This is a genomic window from Streptomyces sp. RGM 3693 (genome assembly GCF_050471125.1).
Taxonomy (GTDB): Bacteria; Actinomycetota; Actinomycetes; order Streptomycetales; family Streptomycetaceae; genus Streptomyces.
Genome location: NZ_JBMPPQ010000001.1, coordinates 1,219,877 through 1,235,572, shown reverse-complemented (window position 1 = coordinate 1,235,572; position 15,696 = coordinate 1,219,877). Strand labels below are relative to the sequence as shown.

Here is a 15,696-nt window from a genome sequence, read left to right as displayed (position 1 = left end):
AGCCATGGTGCCCGAACTCGACCAGCGGGTCATCACCGGACTTCTGACCACACGGCTGGCCCAAACCAAGGGTCGACGGCTGGTGCTGGTGCACGGTAAGTACGTGGTGGGCGGGCCACAGGAGTTCACCGTGCCGGTCGGCGAAGGTGAGCGCCGCAAGGTCCGGGTCACGCACACCACTTCGGTACTCGGCATCACCGATGCCTGGCAGGCTCATCTGGGTACCGAGGGTTCGGACCTGCTGGTGGTCACCACCGATGTGTCCGGTGATCGGATCAGTCTCGACCTGGTGGGCGAGATGGTGCGCTCGCAGATCATCGCCGTCGACGAGGCCGACATCGTCAAGCAGCTTTTCGGCGCCGCCGACCTCGATCCTCGTATGCGGCGCGACCCATGGCTCTGGTTGCCCAACGCACTGATCACCGCCGAGCCGGACGGCGGCTGGCCCCAGCGTGGGGCCGTGCTCACCCTGGACGCGGCGATGCGCGCTCTTGTTGGAGTGCGTCTCGGGCTCGAGGGCGTGTTCGAGGGCGAGGCGTCGGTGGATGTCGATGCCTTGCTGGCCTGGTCCCGTACGGCCGGCGGGCCACAGCGTTTCGCGGCGTTGCCGGAAGCCGAACAGCAGGGCATCGCCGAGTGGCTGGCGCAGAATGCAGGCGAGGCTGCCCCAGTGCTCCTGCGACTGGCACTCAGCGGCCGCGGCACCGAGGCCACTGCGCTGGGTGTGCTGGCCTCGGTCATGAACGGGGACGCCGCGTCGGCCGATGCGGCCGTCGCTCTGGGCTCCGTCTTCGGCATGGGTTCACACCCGACCGAACTGCGCGCCTATGCAAGGGCCGTGGAGGGCACGCTCACCCGATGGATCGGGGAGGCGACGGGGCGGGGGGCGCAGAGCGAGGAGGCACGGCAGCGGGTTCTCGACGTACTGCGCCAAGCTGATCAACTGGCCACGGAGGCCCATCTCTCTGCTGCGCTCGCCGATAATCCATTTCTACCCTCGGGGTTCCAGGCACGGCTGCGTCGGCTGGCCGAGGCGCTGGCCCAGGAGCCTCAAGTAGCTCAGACCGCCTGGGAACACGTACAAGAGCATCACCTTGCCGCTGTTCTCTATGCGAAGCGGATCGAGCTGGCGCGCATGGCCGTACGGCTGAAGCACTGGCTGGACGCGCCGGAGCCGGTGGTGTCCTCGGTCGACCAGGCTGTGCACGCGCATGTCGCCGACTGGGGGTGGGTGGACCGGGCACTGACGCAGTTGTGGGTGGGAGATGCCGACGCCGAGCCCGTTCTGGTTCATGCGTACCGCACTGTGCATGACGCTGCGCGACGGCGAAGGGCGACGCTCGACGAAGCCTTCGCGGCCGAGCTCGGGCCGTGGGCGCAGCACGCCAGTACGGCGCAGCCCGGTGGGACGCTGCTCGTCGAGGACGTGCTGGAGAAGATCGCCGTGAAGCTGGCGGCGAAGCGTCCGCCGTTGGTCCTCGTACTGGACGCGATGAGCAGCGCGGTCGCGGCGCAGCTCGGCGAAGAGTTGACCGGTGCGGGCCGGTGGAGCGAACTGTCCGGCGACGGGCGGCGAGCGGCTGCGGTCGCCATGATCCCGTCGGTGACTGTCGTCAGCCGGGCCACCTTGCTGTGCGGACGCCCGGTATCGGGCGGGCAGAGTGTGGAGAAGGAGGGATTCGTCGATTTCTGGAAGCAGCGCCGGCGTGCGGCTGCTCTCTTCCACAAGAACGAGATCGCCGGTCCCGCGGGACAGTTGCTCGACCAGCGGCTGGTCGAGGCCATCGCATCGGATGCCGTGGTCGGTGTCGTGCTGAACACCATCGAAGATAGCCTCGACCACGGGCAGCAGAGCTCGCTGGCCGACTGGTCGGTGAATCGAGTGAAGTACCTCACCGAACTACTCAACTCCGCGCGGGGGCAAGGGCGTCCAGTGGTACTGGTATCCGATCACGGACACGTACTCGACCGGACGAGACCCGATGCAGAACCAGTGACCGCCGAGGGGGTGGAGTCGGCCCGCTGGCGTACGGGGGCGGCTGCCGGTGAGGGAGAGATCGCGCTGGCAGGCCCCCGCGTGCTGGAAAACGGCGGTCACCTCGTTGCCCCCTGGTCGGAGGAGATCCGCTACACCCCGCGTAAGGCCGGCTACCACGGCGGCGCCGCACTCGCCGAGATGACGGTGCCGGTACTGGTCCTGACTCCGTCGATCGACCTCGCGCCCGACGGATGGGCCGAGCTACCGCGAGAGTCAGCCCAGCCGCCATGGTGGGAAGCGCAAGTCGTCCCGGCACCGTTGACGACCCAAACCACCACGAAGCCCACGCGGAAGGCACCGCCCGCAAAGCCGAAGGCACGGCCCCAGGAGGGTGAGCTCTTCGCCGACGACGCGGTCGAAACGCCCTCGACCACGCCCGCACCCATCGAGTCGCCGGCCCCGGTCACGCTCGGCCGTCAGGTCGTGGCCACCAAGCTCTACGAGCATCAGGGGAAGTTCGTGCGCAGGGTCCCGGACCGCAAGGTGGTGGCGGCTGTCATCGACGCACTCGACGCATCGGGGGGCACGCTCTCACTCGCAGCAGTCGCTGGCGCCGCCGTCGCTTCGGGGGGCCGCACCAACACCCGCCCGGAAGGCTTCGTCACTGTGCTGACCCGGCTGCTGAACATCGAGGGCTACGAAGTCATCAGCCTGATCGACTCCCGGACCCGAGTCCGGCTCAACCGCGACACACTGCGCGAGCAGTTCGAACTGCCCAGGGAGAACGCATGAGCGGGGCATCCGTCAGCGCAGCCCGCCGCCGCGAGGTCATCGACGCGCTACGGCGCGGGACCGTGCCACACTCGGGTCTCGACCTCTTCGCTGTCGGGCTGGACCGTTTCGCGCCCGCGCTGGACGAGCGGATCGCCACGATCGCGACGGGCAGTGCGGCCTTCCATGCCATTCGCGGCGAGTACGGGTCCGGCAAGACCTTCTTCGCCCGCTGGCTCGCCGAACGGGCGAAGCGGGCGGGGCTCGCCACCGCCGAGATTCAGATCTCGGAGACAGAGACACCACTGCACAAACTGGAAACCGTCTACCGACGGCTCACCGAGCGGCTGACCACAGCGACCGAGCCTGCCAGCGCCCTGCGCTCGGTGATCGATGGTTGGTTCTACACCCTCGAAGAGGAGGTGACCGAGGCGCAACCCGAACTCGCTGAAGACAGTGAGGCGTTGGAGTCTGCGGTCGAAGCGCTGCTGGAGGTGCGGCTGCGTGGCGTAGCCCAGACCACTCCCGCCTTCTCCGCCGCCCTGCGCGGCTATCGCAAGGCCACGCTGGACGGGGACGCGGCCACCGCCGAAGCCGTCATCGCCTGGCTAGGCGGCCAGAAGTCGGTCGCCGCCTCCGCGCGCCGTACTGCGGGGGTGCGCGGAGATCTCGACCACTTCGCGGCACTGGGCTTCCTTCAGGGACTGCTCACCGTCCTGAAGGACTGCGGGCATCCCGGACTCCTGCTGGTCCTCGATGAGATCGAGACCTTGCAACGGGTGCGGGGAGACGTGCGCGAGAAGGGGCTCAATGCCCTACGACAGCTCCTTGATGAAATCGACGCGGGCCGCTTTCCTGGGCTCTTCCTGGTCATCACCGGCACACCTGCCTTCTACGACGGGCAGCAGGGGGTTCAACGCCTGCCTCCGCTGGCCCAACGGTTGGCAACCGACTTCTCCACCGATCCGCGCTTCGACTCACCGCGGGCGGTCCAGCTGCGACTTACCGGTTTCGATCTCCAGCGGCTGGGCGAACTGGGCCGTGCCGTACGCGACTTGTATGCGGGATCGGCCCGGAATCCTGAGCGTATCGCTGACCTTGTCGACGATACGTACGTGGCGGAGTTGGCCACTGCCCTGACGGGAAGGCTCGGCGGGCGGGCGGGCATCGCACCGAGGCTCTTCCTGCGCAAACTCGTCGCAGACGTATTGGACCGGGTGGACGAGTTTGACGACTTCGACCCGCGCAAGCACTACGCGCTGACCGTCAGCAGCGACGAGCTGAGCGAAGTCGAGCGCAACGCCACGGCGGACAGCGCCGACGAGATCGAGCTGGAGCTGCCGTGACAGGTGCACCCGAACCGCTGGACCGGCTGCACCCCGGGGTCGTACACCACATCGTCAACACCCTGGGGTGGCCTGGCCTTCGCCCGCTCCAAGAAGAGGCAATCGAACCGCTGCTGGACGGTGCCGATGCAGTACTGCTCGCACCGACGGCGGGCGGCAAGACCGAAGCGGCATCCTTCCCTCTGCTGTCCAGGATGGCAGCGGAGAACTGGACAGGGACCTCAGTCCTCTACGTATGCCCGCTCAAGGCGCTGCTCAACAACCTCCTGCCCCGTCTGGAGACTTACACCTCATGGCTGGGCCGGACCGCGGCGCTGTGGCACGGGGATGTCTCGCAGCCACGACGCAAGCGGATCCTGCGGGATCGGCCAGACATCCTGCTGACTACGCCAGAATCGCTGGAGGCGATGCTGGTCAGCGCCAATGTCGACCACCGGGCCTTCTTCTCCGGGCTGCGGACCATCGTCGTCGATGAGGTGCATGCCTTCGCCGGTGACGACCGGGGCTGGCATCTGCTGGCCGTGCTCGAGCGGCTCGAACGAGTCGTCGGTCGGTCAGTACAGCGGGTCGGGCTCTCCGCGACGGTGAGCAATCCTGAACAGCTGCTCACGTGGCTGCAGGGCTCGGGGCTCGGCCAACGCGCGGCTTACGTTGTCGCCCCGCATCTGCGCGAGGAGAATCCAGTCCTGCCGCCCCCCGGCGAAATCCAGCTCGACTATGTGGGGTCCCTGGAGAATGCGGCGACGGTGATCGCCTTCCTGCATAGCGGGGAGAAGCGGCTGGTGTTCTGCGAATCGCGTCGGCAGGTCGAGATGCTCGGCGAGAGCCTGCGAGCCAAGGGTGTGACCACATTCCTCTCGCATGCGTCTCTCTCAATGGATGAGCGGAGGCGGGCGGAAGAGGCATTCGCCGATGCACGAGACTGTGTGATCGTCTCCACCAGCACACTGGAACTCGGCATCGACGTGGGCGACCTGGATCGCGTCATCCAGATTGACGCACCCAGCACCGTGGCCTCCTTCCTCCAGCGGCTCGGTCGGACCGGACGGCGCCCGGGTTCCACTCGGAATTGCCTTTTCCTTGCCACCGACGAAGACGGTCTGCTCGGCGCAGCAGCCCTGCTTCTGCTGTGGTCACGTGGCTGGGTCGAGCCGGTGGTGGCCCCACCGGAACCCCGGCACATCGTCGCCCAGCAAGTGCTGGCTCTCTGCCTGCAGGAACACCGGGTCGGAGACCGGCTCTGGCGGGAGTGGTGGGGCGGGCTCGGCCCCTTCGGCCCCTCCGCCGAACCCATCGTGCGCCATCTGATCGACGAGGGGTTCCTGGAGCAGGACGGCGGAATGCTGTTCATCGGCCCCGAGGCCGAACGCCGCTTCGGTTACCGCCACTTCATGGATCTCACCGCGGTCTTCACTGCCGCACCGGAGTTCACTGTGCTGGCGGGCCGCAGCGAGATCGGCACCACCAACCCGGCGCTGCTGACTGAGGAAGTTGCCGGACCTAGGCGGCTGCTCCTCGCCGGACGGAGCTGGCAGGTGACGTACATCGACTGGTCCCGGCGGCGGTGCTTCGTCGAACCGGTCGAGGGCGGCGGCAAGGCACGGTGGGGCGGGGTCGGCTCCGGCCGTTCCGCCTCGTACGAGCTGACCCGCTCCGCCCGGGAGGTCCTGCTCGGCACCGATCCGCTAGTCACTTTGACCCGTCGTGCTGAAGCCGCCCTCGCTCAGGCTCGCGACAACGGCGCGGAGTCGGTGCACCCTGCCGGGACAGTTGTTCTCCGCGGTGGTCGGGACACGAACGTGCGCTGGTGGACTTGGGCCGGCTATCGGGTCAACGTCACCCTGGCTGCCACGCTCTCGGGCATTGCCGACCCTCTTCAGCGCCCTACAGACACGTACATCCGGCTCCGCGAAGACTTGACTCTGGACGAGTGGAATCGAGCCAAGGCCGCGGCAATAGGTCAGCTCTGCCTCCCCGCCGTCGACACTCGCGCTATCCATGGGCTCAAGTTCAGCGCCGCACTCCCTCAACGGCTTGCAGAGGCCACACTCGCCGCGCGTCTCGCGGACCTCGATGGCGCATCGGCTGCACTCAAAGAAACCTCGAGGTTCGTGTTCGTGGGCGATTGAGCACCCACGGTAGGGCAGCACCGGCGGTGAGGCGTTCGAGCGCGTCGGCGGTAGGGAAGATCTGGACGAGGTCGACGCGGCGCTTGGCTTCCCGCTGAGTTCAACCACCACAGACTCGCCGGCCAAGCTCTCAGCAGCACACCACTGATGGAAGACGGGCGGCCGAACGTGCGCAGCCCAATTAAGGGTTGCCAAACATCTGAAGCCTAAGCGCTGCCCCCAACTGGGAACATGCCATCGGGCGGACCTACCGACGCAAAGGGTATTCACATGCCGCAACTGCTAAATGAACCTCAACTACAGGTCCTGCGTTGGGTCGGCCAAGGTTGCCCGGAAGACCTATGGGAAGGGACCGCCCACAAGCTCAGCTGCCAAGCGCTACAGAGCCGGGGGCTGGTCAAAGTCTCCAAGAGGGAAGGGCAATGGTCCGCGAGACTCACGGCCTCCGGCCAGTACTTCCTCGACCACGGCAGCTATCCGCCCGACAAACCTCGCGCCAGAGGTGGCGCCCCAGCCCAGAAAGCTGGACCGCCACCAGCGACCGTCTCCACCGGGCAAAAGGCCAGCGAGCCGGTAGACGCGCCAACACCACCACCGAGCCCCAACTCCGGTCCTCGCAAGAGGAAGACGACCGTCACGGAGCAGCTCCTGGAAGAGCTTGTGGAGGCGGGCGGCCGGATCGTCAAACGGGAAGCCAGCGGCCGGGAGACCGAGAAATGGCCGATCCGCGTCGCTGCCGCCCGGAGGTCGGGGAAGATCCCGAAGGCCAAAGAGCTGCACGGAGGCTGGTGCCGTGACGGCTATGAGATCCGGCTGGTCGACACACCTGCCTGGCGCTTGGCCGTGCTGTCACCCATTCCTGTGCCTTCACGGCTCACAAAACCGTATCCAGTCGTCAAAGCCCTGCAGGGCCTTCCTCAGCCCATGGGGCTGACCAAGTCCGTGCAGAACCGGGCTTTCCGACTCATCCATGCCCTGCTCACCGCAACACAGGGGGCGGGGCACACCGTCGTGATCGGCACAGCGAATGCGGCACCGCCACCGCATCGTCGGCGAGGCGGCCCACCTCACTTCACCATCACCGCGCAGGGACAGAAATGCGAATTCCTCGTCCTGCAGGAACAGGACCGGGTCGAACACGTCCCCACGCGGAAGGAACTTGCGGACGCCGAGAAGTACTCCTGGGCCAGGCCCCCTCGCTACGACTACTCCCCCGCCGACCGCTTGAGGATCGCTGTCAGCGGTGGGCTGCCGCACCGGGCCGGCGAGTGGGCCGACACGGCGGCACGCCCTCTTGAGGACCAGCTCGCCGAGATCGTTCAGGAGGTCGGCTTGCGCGGACAGGAAGCCGAACGCAAGCGTCTGGCTGACCTGGAAGAAGCACAGCAGAAGCGCCTGCGGTGGGAAGCCGCCAAGCGGCAGGCCGCGGCCGAATACGCAGAGGCATACCGCGTCCGCCACCTCGAAGAACAGCACGCGGGGTGGAGGCGCGCAGCGGGCCTCGTCGAGTACGTCGGCGCACTCCGACTTCATGCAGAGGGTCTGCCTCCCGGAGCAGCCAGGGACGAAGCCGAGGCATGGATCGCGTGGGCCGAGAGCCATGTGAAACGCCTGAACCCGCTCAACGGTTCACCGTTGCTACCGAAAATCCCCGAGCCCCGCGCTGAGGACCTCCAGCCGTTCATTCGCGGCTGGAGCCCCTACGGACCCACCTATTAAGCGCACGATCCACCTGACTTCCGCCGGACCCGCCAGATCGCGAACTGCAGCGCGCCTGGCACCTGCGATGGCAAAACTCGACCGATCTTCGCAAAGTCCCCGCAAAGACAGGGCTCAGGAACCGCCTTTTCCATCTCACGTGACCTGCGTAATCGACCGAGTGACGCCCCGTCAGAATCTGCGTCAAACGTGCGTCACGTGCGTCGAATATGCGTCAAGATATCGCCCGTAACGCCCACAGCGCACATAACGCACACCACCCGAACCCGCAGGTCAGACGCCCTTTGCGGCCCGCTCAAGGATCGCGACGCACTCCACATGGTGGGTCATCGGGAAGAGATCGAACGCCCGCATGCGCCGTGCCCCGTACCCCGCCTCGCGGAAGTACGCGAGGTCGCGGGCGAGGGCGGCCGGGTCGCAGGCGACGTAGGCGATGCGGCGGGGGGTGAGGGAGGCGAGGTGGCGGACGGTGGCCTTGCCGGCGCCGGCGCGGGGCGGGTCGAGGACGACGAGGTCGACGTCGGTGATGCCGGTGCGGGGGAGGATCTGCTCGACCTTGCCCTGTTCGATGCGGACCCGGTCGAGGTCGGCGAGGTTGTGGCGGGCGTCCTCGACGGCGCGCTTGCTCGATTCGATGCCGAGGACTGCGCCCTTGTCGCCGACGCGTTCGGCGAGGGCCCCGGCGAAGAGGCCGACGCCGCAGTAGAGGTCGAGGGCCATGTCGCCCTTCTTCGGCATCAGGCCCTGCATGACGGCCTCGACGAGGAGGTCGGCGGCCTTCGGGTGGACCTGCCAGAAGCCGCCGTTGCCGACCCGCCAGGTGCGGCCGGCGGCGCGTTCGCGGACGAAGGGGCGGCCGTGGACGCGGTGGACGCCGCCGTCCTTCTCGTCGACGCGGAGGACGGAGACCGGCTTGTCGAGTTCGACGATGGGGAGGCGGCCGCCGGGGCGGGGGGTGAGGATGACCTGGCGGTCGTGGGAGCCGGTGGCGGCGATCGCCTCGACGGTGGCGATCTGCGGCCAGGTGCGCTGCTCGATGCCGAGTTCGGATACGCCGGGGGCGGCGATCATGCAGTGGGTGACCGGCTCGACGTCGTGCGAGCGGTGCTTGCGGAGGCCGGGGTGGCCGTCGGCGTCGACCGCGTACTGGACGCGGGTGCGCCAGGCCGGGACCTCGCCCTTGGCGACCTTGTCGCCGGGGGCCGGTTCGACGGTGCCGTCCCAGCCGGTCTCCTCGGGGGTGAGGCCGGCGAGCCGCGCCAGTTGCTCGGCGATGACCGTGGCCTTGAGGCGGCGCTGCGCGCCGGGCGCGGCGTGCTGCCAGTCGCAGCCGCCGCACCGGCCGGGGCCGGAGAACGGGCAGGGCGCCTCGACGCGGTCCTTGGAGGGGTCGAGGATGTCGACGGCGTCGGCGCGCAGGAAGCGGGCGCCTTCCTCGCCGTCGGTGACGCGGGCGCGGACCCGTTCGCCGGGCAGTGCGTGCCGGACGAAGAGGACCTGGCCGGCGTCGGTGCGGGCGATGCAGTGGCCGCCGTGCGCGACCGGGCCGATCTCGACCTCGTACTCCTCGCCGACCAGTGACTTCCTGGGTTCCGGCGGCGTGTCCGGCTGCATGGCGGGGAGCTCCTGGGTGGGGTGGGAGGAAACCGTGACGGCTGGCCTCCGAGTGGAGGCCAGCCGTCCATTCTACGGCGTGCCGGGGTGTGCCCCGGGCCGCCGCGGTCACTTCTTGGTGGCCGCGGATTCCTTCTTGGGTGCGGTGACCGGGCCGCGCCGGACCGCGCCGGGGGCGTTCCATTCGGCGCGCTTGCGGGCGCGCTTCTTGGCGGCTTCGGAGGAGTCCAGCTGCCAGGGCACGGAGGTGACCATGACGCCGGGGGTGAACAGCAGGCGTCCCTTGAGGCGCAGCGCGGACTGGTTGTGGAGCAGGTGCTCGTACCAGTGGCCGACGACGTACTCGGGGATGTAGACGGAGACCGCGTCGCGGGGGCTCTCCCGGCGCAGCGACTTGACGTAGTCGATGATCGGCCGGGTGATCTCGCGGTACGGGGAGGCGAGGACCTTCAGCGGGACCTCGATGCCGCGGCGCTCCCACTCGGCGCGCAGGGCCCGGGTGTCGGCCTGGTCGACGTCGACGCTGACCGCTTCGAGGGTGCCCGAGCGCATCAGCTTGGCGTAGTTCAGGGCGCGCAGGGTGGGCTTGTGCAGCTTGGAGACCAGGACGATGGCGTGCACGCGGGAGGGGCGGACCACGTCGTCGTCGGGCATGTCCGGGGCGGCGATCTCGTCGGACACCCGGTCGTAGTGGCGGCGGATCGCGGTCATGGTCACGAAGAAGATGACCATGCCGAGGAGGGCGACCCAGGCGCCGTGGGTGAACTTGGTGAGCAGGACGACGACCAGGACCAGGCCGGTGAAGAAGGCACCGAAGGCGTTGATGGCGCGGGAGCGGTGCATCTTGCGGCGCTTGGCGGGGTCCTTCTCGCTGACCAGGTGGCGGTTCCAGTGCCGGACCATGCCGATCTGGCTGAGCGTGAAGGAGACGAAGACGCCGACGATGTAGAGCTGGATCAGGCGGGTGGAGTCCGCGCCGTAGAGGTAGACCAGGATGGTGGCGGCGCCGGCCAGTAGGACGATGCCGTTGGAGAAGGCCAGCCGGTCGCCGCGGGTGTGCAGCTGGCGCGGCAGGTAGCGGTCCTGGGCGAGGATCGAGCCGAGCAGCGGGAAACCGTTGTAGGCGGTGTTGGCGGCCAGGAACAGGACCAGTGCGGTGGCCGCGGCCAGCACGACGAAGAGGAAGCTGCCCTTGCCGAAGACCGCCTCGGCGACCTGCGAGATGACCGGGTTCTGGGTGTAGCCGGAGCCGATCGGCTTGCCGTTGCTGAGCAGGTCGGTGGCGGGGTTCTCGGCCATCCGGACGTGGGTGGTCATGGCCAGCGCGATGATGCCGCAGAACATGGTGACGGCCAGCCCGCCCATCAGGGCGAGGGTGGTGGCGGCGTTCTTCGACTTCGGCTTGCGGAAGGCGGGCACACCGTTGGAGATCGCCTCGACGCCGGTGAGCGCGGCACAGCCGGAGGAGAAGGCGCGCAGCAGCAGGAAGATCATTGCGAAGCCGGCGAGGCCGCCCTGTTCGGCGTGGATGGTGTAGTCGGCGGTGGGGGCCTTCATGGTGTCGCCGAGGACCAGGCCGCGGATCGCGCCCCAGAGGATCATGATGAAGACGCCGGCCACGAAGACGTACGTGGGGATCGCGAAGAGCTTGCCGGACTCCTTGACGCCGCGCAGGTTCATCAAGGTCAGCAGCACGATGATGGCGATGGCGCAGAGCGTCTTGTGCTCGACGACGAAGGGGACGGCGGAGCCGAGGTTCTCCACTCCGGAGGAGATGGAGACCGCGACGGTCAGGACGTAGTCGACCAGCAGTGCGCTGGCGACGGTCAGGCCGGCCTTGGGCCCGAGGTTGGTGGTGGCGACCTCGTAGTCACCACCGCCGCTCGGGTAGGCGTGCACGTTCTGCCGGTACGACGCGACGACGGTGAACATCAGCACGACGACCGCGACCGCGATCCACGGGCTGAAGTGGTACGCCGAGACCCCCGCCACGGACAGGACCAGCAGTACCTCGCCGGGCGCGTAGGCCACGGAGGAGAGCGGGTCGGAGGCGAAGACGGGGAGTGCGATGCGCTTGGGGAGAAGGGTCTCCCCAAGCCTGTCGCTGCGCAGTGCGCGCCCGATCAAGATCCGTTTGGGCACGTCGGTCAGTTTGGACACCCGAGGATGCTAAGCCTTCGTCAAGGTCCTCGCCCACCCGCCACCCGGACGGGTCGGAACACCCGAATGCGCCACCATGCACAGAGCCACCCGACTCCGCATCCACCACGCGGCTTCTCCGCAACATCTACACGCTACGCACACGGCTGCATCGTCGATACGGGGAACCCCGCGGGCCCGAACTTCGTGGTGGATGTCACGGAGTTCGGGCGTGTCGCGGGGGGCGTGTCGTCACTCGCCGCGCGCTGCCGGGCGTGTCGGGGGCCGTGGCCTCACTCCGCGCGCACCACCGGGCGCGGCCGACGGGACAGCAGATCGCCCAGCCCCTCCCGGGTCGCCGCCAGCAGCACCACGTCCTGCGGCCGCAGGACGTGGTCGTCCAACTCGTCCGCCAGATGCGCCGGCGCCGGACCGTCCCCCGACTGCGGCGCGCCCGCCGCGGGCTCCGCCGCCGGCTCGTCGGGCGCGGAATTGTCGACGGCCAGCACCCGCAGCCGGCCCGGCCGCAGCACCTCACCGACCGTCCGCCCCTCCAGGGCGGCATGACCGCGCACCTCCACCCGGGCCACCAGCAGCACCCGCCGCTCCACCGGGATCGCCCCGAGGATCTCGCGGCCCATCATCGCCCCGGCGAAGGCCGGCGCCGCCAGGAACGACACGCTGCGGCTACGGGTCCGCGCACCCGGATGCGCCGCGCGCAACGTGCGGTAGACGGCGGCGGCGAACCCGTCGTCGAAGAGCCGCAGCGTCACCCGCAGCCGCGGATTGACCGACCGTGCGTAGAGCGCCGCCTCCAGATTGGTGGTGTCCTCGCTCGTCAGCGCCAGCAAGGTCCGGGCCCGGTCGGCCAACGCCGCCTCCAACACGCCCTCCTGCGTCACGTCCCCCACGACGGTCGGCACCCGCAGCCGGCGCGCCAACGCGATCCCGCGCGCCTCCGGATCGGCCTCAATGCACACCACCGGGATCCGCATCTCGTGCAACCGCGCCAGCACCCGGGTACCGATCTTCCCCAGCCCCAGCAACACCACGTGCCCGGACAACCCACGGGGCGGACGACGCAACGCCGAGGCACTACGGAACGTCCCCAGCCCCTCGAACGCCGCCGCCACCAGCACCGGGAGCAACAACAGCCCGACCAACCCGGACAGCAACTGGAGCAGTTTGCGCGCCAACGGGGCGTCGAGCGCCGGTTCATTGATCGCGAACAGGTCCAGCAGCGTGAGGTACGCCGCGTGCAACGGCTTCTCCCCCGTCGCCAAGGACGCCGCGACGGCCAGCGCCAGCACCGCCCCGACGATCCCGGCCAGCGACCAGCGCAGCCGCCGGGAGAAGAGGGAGGCGAGCGGCGCACCCCGACCGCGCAGCCGGCGCGGCCGCACCGTCCGCCCCGTATAGGCCACGGTCTCCAGAACGATCCGGCCACAGCCGGTGGCCGCCGCGGCCGAGGCGTCGTCCGGCAGCAGCACCGGCCCCTCGTCACCCGACGCCGCCCCGGGCGCACCGGACGGCCCGCCTGAGGGGCCACCGGCGAAACCACCAGACGCCTCGCCGGGCGACGGCGACAGCAACGCCAACGTGCACAGCCGCCGCGCCCCCGCCGGACCGGACTGCCCCGGCGCACGCTCCACGGCCCGCAGCATCAACCCGTCCGCCTCGATGACCTTGCTGGTCCCGGCGACCGCCGTCGCCACCAACGCCGGCGCGACGGTGTCCGCGTCGGAGAGCACCGTGGTGGAGGCATCGGCTCGCGGCGGCTGCGCACCGTCCGCCCCGCTACTCGCGGCGACCGCCGCTGCCTGGTCCAGCAACTCCTCCAGATGCTGGCCGAGTTTGCGGTTGTAGAGCCGGATCACCAGCCGCAACCGGGGGTTGAGGCGACGGGCCCGGAGCGCGGCGTGGATGTTGAGATCGTCGTCGTCGTGGACCAGCGCCAGCGCGCCGGCCTCGGTGATCCCCGCCCGGATCAGCGCCGCGTCGTCGACCTGCGTCGCCACCAGGACGCGTATCGGCTCCGGCGGCGACTGCCCGTCCTCGCGCGCCGGCGCGGGCGGCGCACCGGGCGGCACACCGGGCCCGCCCCGCGCCACCGCCGCCGACATCCGGCCGAGCAGCGCGGTGGCCCGACCCAGGCCGCGGGACGGCGACGGAACACGGGGGCGGTTCGGCTCCCGCGCGGACGGCACGATCAGCGTCACCCGTTCGCCGTAGACGTCACGGAGCTCGGCGGCGAGCCGGTGGGCGAGCGCGTCATCGCCGCACACCACCATGTGCGGTGCGAGAGAGACCTGTTGGGGCTGTTGTGGCAGTTGTGGCACACGCCGTAGCGTGCCCTATAGGCCCGCCCCCGCGCAGCGCAGCGCACGATCCCACCGCACCCCGGCACCCGCCCACAACGGACCAGCACCCACCGCGCCCCCTACCGGGCACGCCATTACAGCTACGGTTGTACCGGACCACGGTGCGGCCGGCGCTCCCGTCTGACGCACCGGGCCGCGGTCACAAGACCGCGGCTCCGTGTCGCCGGTACGTCGGAGAAGAAAGTAGTGAGCAGGGTGTTTGTGCAGGTCAGCGCGCTAGTGCAAGGCACGGGGTAATCAGCATGCACATCGTCATCATGGGATGCGGCCGCGTGGGCTCCGCGCTCGCGCAGACCCTGGAAGGCCAGGGCCACTCCATCGCGGTGATCGACCAGGACCCGACCGCGTTCCGCCGCCTCGGCTCGGCCTTCGGCGGCCGCCGCGTCACCGGCGTCGGCTTCGACCAGGACACCCTCCGCGAAGCCGGCATCGAAGAGGCCGGCGCCTTCGCCGCCGTCTCCAGCGGCGACAACTCCAACATCATCGCCGCCCGCGTGGCCCGCGAGATGTTCGGCGTGGAGAACGTCGCGGCCCGGATCTACGACCCGCGCCGCGCCGAGGTCTACCAGCGCCTCGGCATCCCCACCGTCGCCACCGTCCGCTGGACCGCCGACCAGATGCTGCGCCGGCTGCTGCCCTCGGGCGCCGAACCCCTCTGGCGCGACCCCAGCGGCGGCGTCCAGCTCGCCGAGGTCCACACCGCCCCCTCCTGGGTCGGCCACAAGATCAGCAAACTGCAGGAGGAGACCGGCGTCCGCGTCGCCTTCCTCACCCGCCTGGGCGAGGCCACGCTGCCCACCTCCCAGACGGTCCTCCAGGAAGGCGACCTGGTGCACGTCATGATGCGCACCGACGAAGTCGAAAAGGTCGAGGCGGCATTCGCCCAGGGTCCCGAGGAGGCGCACGCATGAGGGTCGCCATTGCGGGCGCAGGAGCGGTCGGCCGCTCCATCGCCGGCGAACTGCTCGAAAACGGTCACGAGATCCTGCTCATCGACAAGGCGCCCACCGCCATCTCCGTCGAACGGGTCCCGCTTGCCGAATGGCTGCTCGCCGACGCCTGCGAAATCACCTCACTCGACGAAGCAGCCCTCCAGCGCTGCAACGTCGTCATCGCCGCAACCGGCGACGACAAGGTCAACCTCGTCGTCTCCCTGCTCGCCAAGACCGAGTACGGCGTGCCGCGGGTCGTCGCCCGCGTCAACAACCCCAAGAACGAATGGCTGTTCAACGAAGCCTGGGGCGTCGACGTCGCCGTCTCCACCCCGCGCCTGATGTCCGCCCTGGTCGAAGAGGCCGTCAGCGTCGGCGACCTCGTCCGGCTGCTGCGCTTCAGCCACGGCGACGCCAACCTCGTCGAACTCACCCTCCCCCCGGAAGCCGCCCTGGCCGGCACCCGGGTCGGAGACGTGGACTGGCCCGAGGACACCTCCCTGGTGACGATCATCCGCGGCACCCGGGTCCTCACCCCCAACAAGGACGACGCCCTCGAAGCCGGCGACGAACTGCTCTTCGTCGCCGCCCAGTCCCGCGAGGAACAGCTGGAAGACCTGCTGTCCGTCCGCCGCGACGACAGCTGAGCCGACCCACCGGTCCGGCCGACGCACCACACGAAGGGCC

At 69.3% G+C, this 15,696-nt stretch carries 9 protein-coding genes; 6 read left to right on the top strand and 3 right to left on the bottom strand.

Features of this window, described 5'->3' with window-relative positions; genetic code table 11:
* Nucleotides 1-4 precede the first annotated feature (4 nt).
* The 4 genes from pglZ to ACO0M4_RS05180 all read left to right on the top strand — a co-directional run bounded on the left by pglZ (nt 5) and on the right by ACO0M4_RS05180 (nt 7,943).
* Nucleotides 5-2,770, top strand: a complete 2,766-nt coding sequence (gene pglZ / locus ACO0M4_RS05195) for a BREX-2 system phosphatase PglZ (protein WP_430368413.1) — start codon at nt 5-7, stop codon at nt 2,768-2,770.
* Nucleotides 2,767-4,095, top strand: a complete 1,329-nt coding sequence (gene brxD, locus ACO0M4_RS05190; protein WP_430368411.1) for a BREX system ATP-binding protein BrxD — start codon at nt 2,767-2,769, stop codon at nt 4,093-4,095. The genes pglZ and brxD overlap by 4 nt, the downstream gene beginning before the upstream one ends.
* A complete protein-coding gene (locus tag ACO0M4_RS05185) occupies nt 4,092-6,224 on the top strand; it encodes a DEAD/DEAH box helicase (protein ID WP_430368410.1) in 2,133 nt (710 codons plus the stop codon). The genes brxD and ACO0M4_RS05185 overlap by 4 nt, the downstream gene beginning before the upstream one ends.
* Before the next feature lie 270 nt (nt 6,225-6,494).
* On the top strand, nt 6,495-7,943 hold the full coding sequence (locus tag ACO0M4_RS05180) for a hypothetical protein (protein ID WP_430368409.1): 1,449 nt from the start codon (nt 6,495-6,497) through the stop codon (nt 7,941-7,943).
* Between the two features lie 273 nt (nt 7,944-8,216).
* Here ACO0M4_RS05180 and ACO0M4_RS05175 read toward each other — a convergent pair whose 3' ends face one another.
* The 3 genes from ACO0M4_RS05175 to ACO0M4_RS05165 form a co-directional block, all read right to left on the bottom strand.
* Complete coding sequence (locus ACO0M4_RS05175; protein ID WP_430368408.1) at nt 8,217-9,557, bottom strand: class I SAM-dependent RNA methyltransferase; 1,341 nt, start codon at nt 9,555-9,557, stop codon at nt 8,217-8,219.
* A 108-nt stretch (nt 9,558-9,665) separates the two neighbouring features.
* On the bottom strand, nt 9,666-11,717 hold the full coding sequence (locus ACO0M4_RS05170) for an APC family permease (protein ID WP_430368407.1): 2,052 nt from the start codon (nt 11,715-11,717) through the stop codon (nt 9,666-9,668).
* A 272-nt stretch (nt 11,718-11,989) separates the two neighbouring features.
* Complete coding sequence (locus ACO0M4_RS05165) at nt 11,990-13,987, bottom strand: NAD-binding protein (protein WP_430371254.1); 1,998 nt, start codon at nt 13,985-13,987, stop codon at nt 11,990-11,992.
* Between the two features lie 332 nt (nt 13,988-14,319).
* Between ACO0M4_RS05165 and ACO0M4_RS05160 the strand changes: the two genes are divergently transcribed.
* Both ACO0M4_RS05160 and ACO0M4_RS05155 read left to right on the top strand, forming a co-directional pair.
* The gene (locus tag ACO0M4_RS05160; protein WP_430368406.1) at nt 14,320-14,988 is read left to right on the top strand and encodes a potassium channel family protein; all 669 of its coding nucleotides are present in this window, start codon (nt 14,320-14,322) and stop codon (nt 14,986-14,988) included.
* Nucleotides 14,985-15,656 carry a potassium channel family protein gene (locus tag ACO0M4_RS05155; protein ID WP_039631978.1) on the top strand — a complete coding sequence of 224 codons (672 nt, stop codon included), beginning with the start codon at nt 14,985-14,987 and terminating at the stop codon, nt 15,654-15,656. The genes ACO0M4_RS05160 and ACO0M4_RS05155 overlap by 4 nt, the downstream gene beginning before the upstream one ends.
* Nucleotides 15,657-15,696 lie beyond the last annotated feature (40 nt).

Coding starts and splice junctions, on each gene's coding strand:
- ACO0M4_RS05175 (WP_430368408.1), bottom strand. CDS start 9,557: ATGCAGCCGGACACGCCGCCGGAACCCAGGAAGTCACTGGTCGGCGAG.
- ACO0M4_RS05155 (WP_039631978.1), top strand. CDS start 14,985: ATGAGGGTCGCCATTGCGGGCGCAGGAGCGGTCGGCCGCTCCATCGCC.
- brxD (WP_430368411.1), top strand. CDS start 2,767: ATGAGCGGGGCATCCGTCAGCGCAGCCCGCCGCCGCGAGGTCATCGAC.
- pglZ (WP_430368413.1), top strand. CDS start 5: ATGGTGCCCGAACTCGACCAGCGGGTCATCACCGGACTTCTGACCACA.
- ACO0M4_RS05180 (WP_430368409.1), top strand. CDS start 6,495: ATGCCGCAACTGCTAAATGAACCTCAACTACAGGTCCTGCGTTGGGTC.
- ACO0M4_RS05165 (WP_430371254.1), bottom strand. CDS start 13,987: ATGGTGGTGTGCGGCGATGACGCGCTCGCCCACCGGCTCGCCGCCGAG.
- ACO0M4_RS05160 (WP_430368406.1), top strand. CDS start 14,320: ATGCACATCGTCATCATGGGATGCGGCCGCGTGGGCTCCGCGCTCGCG.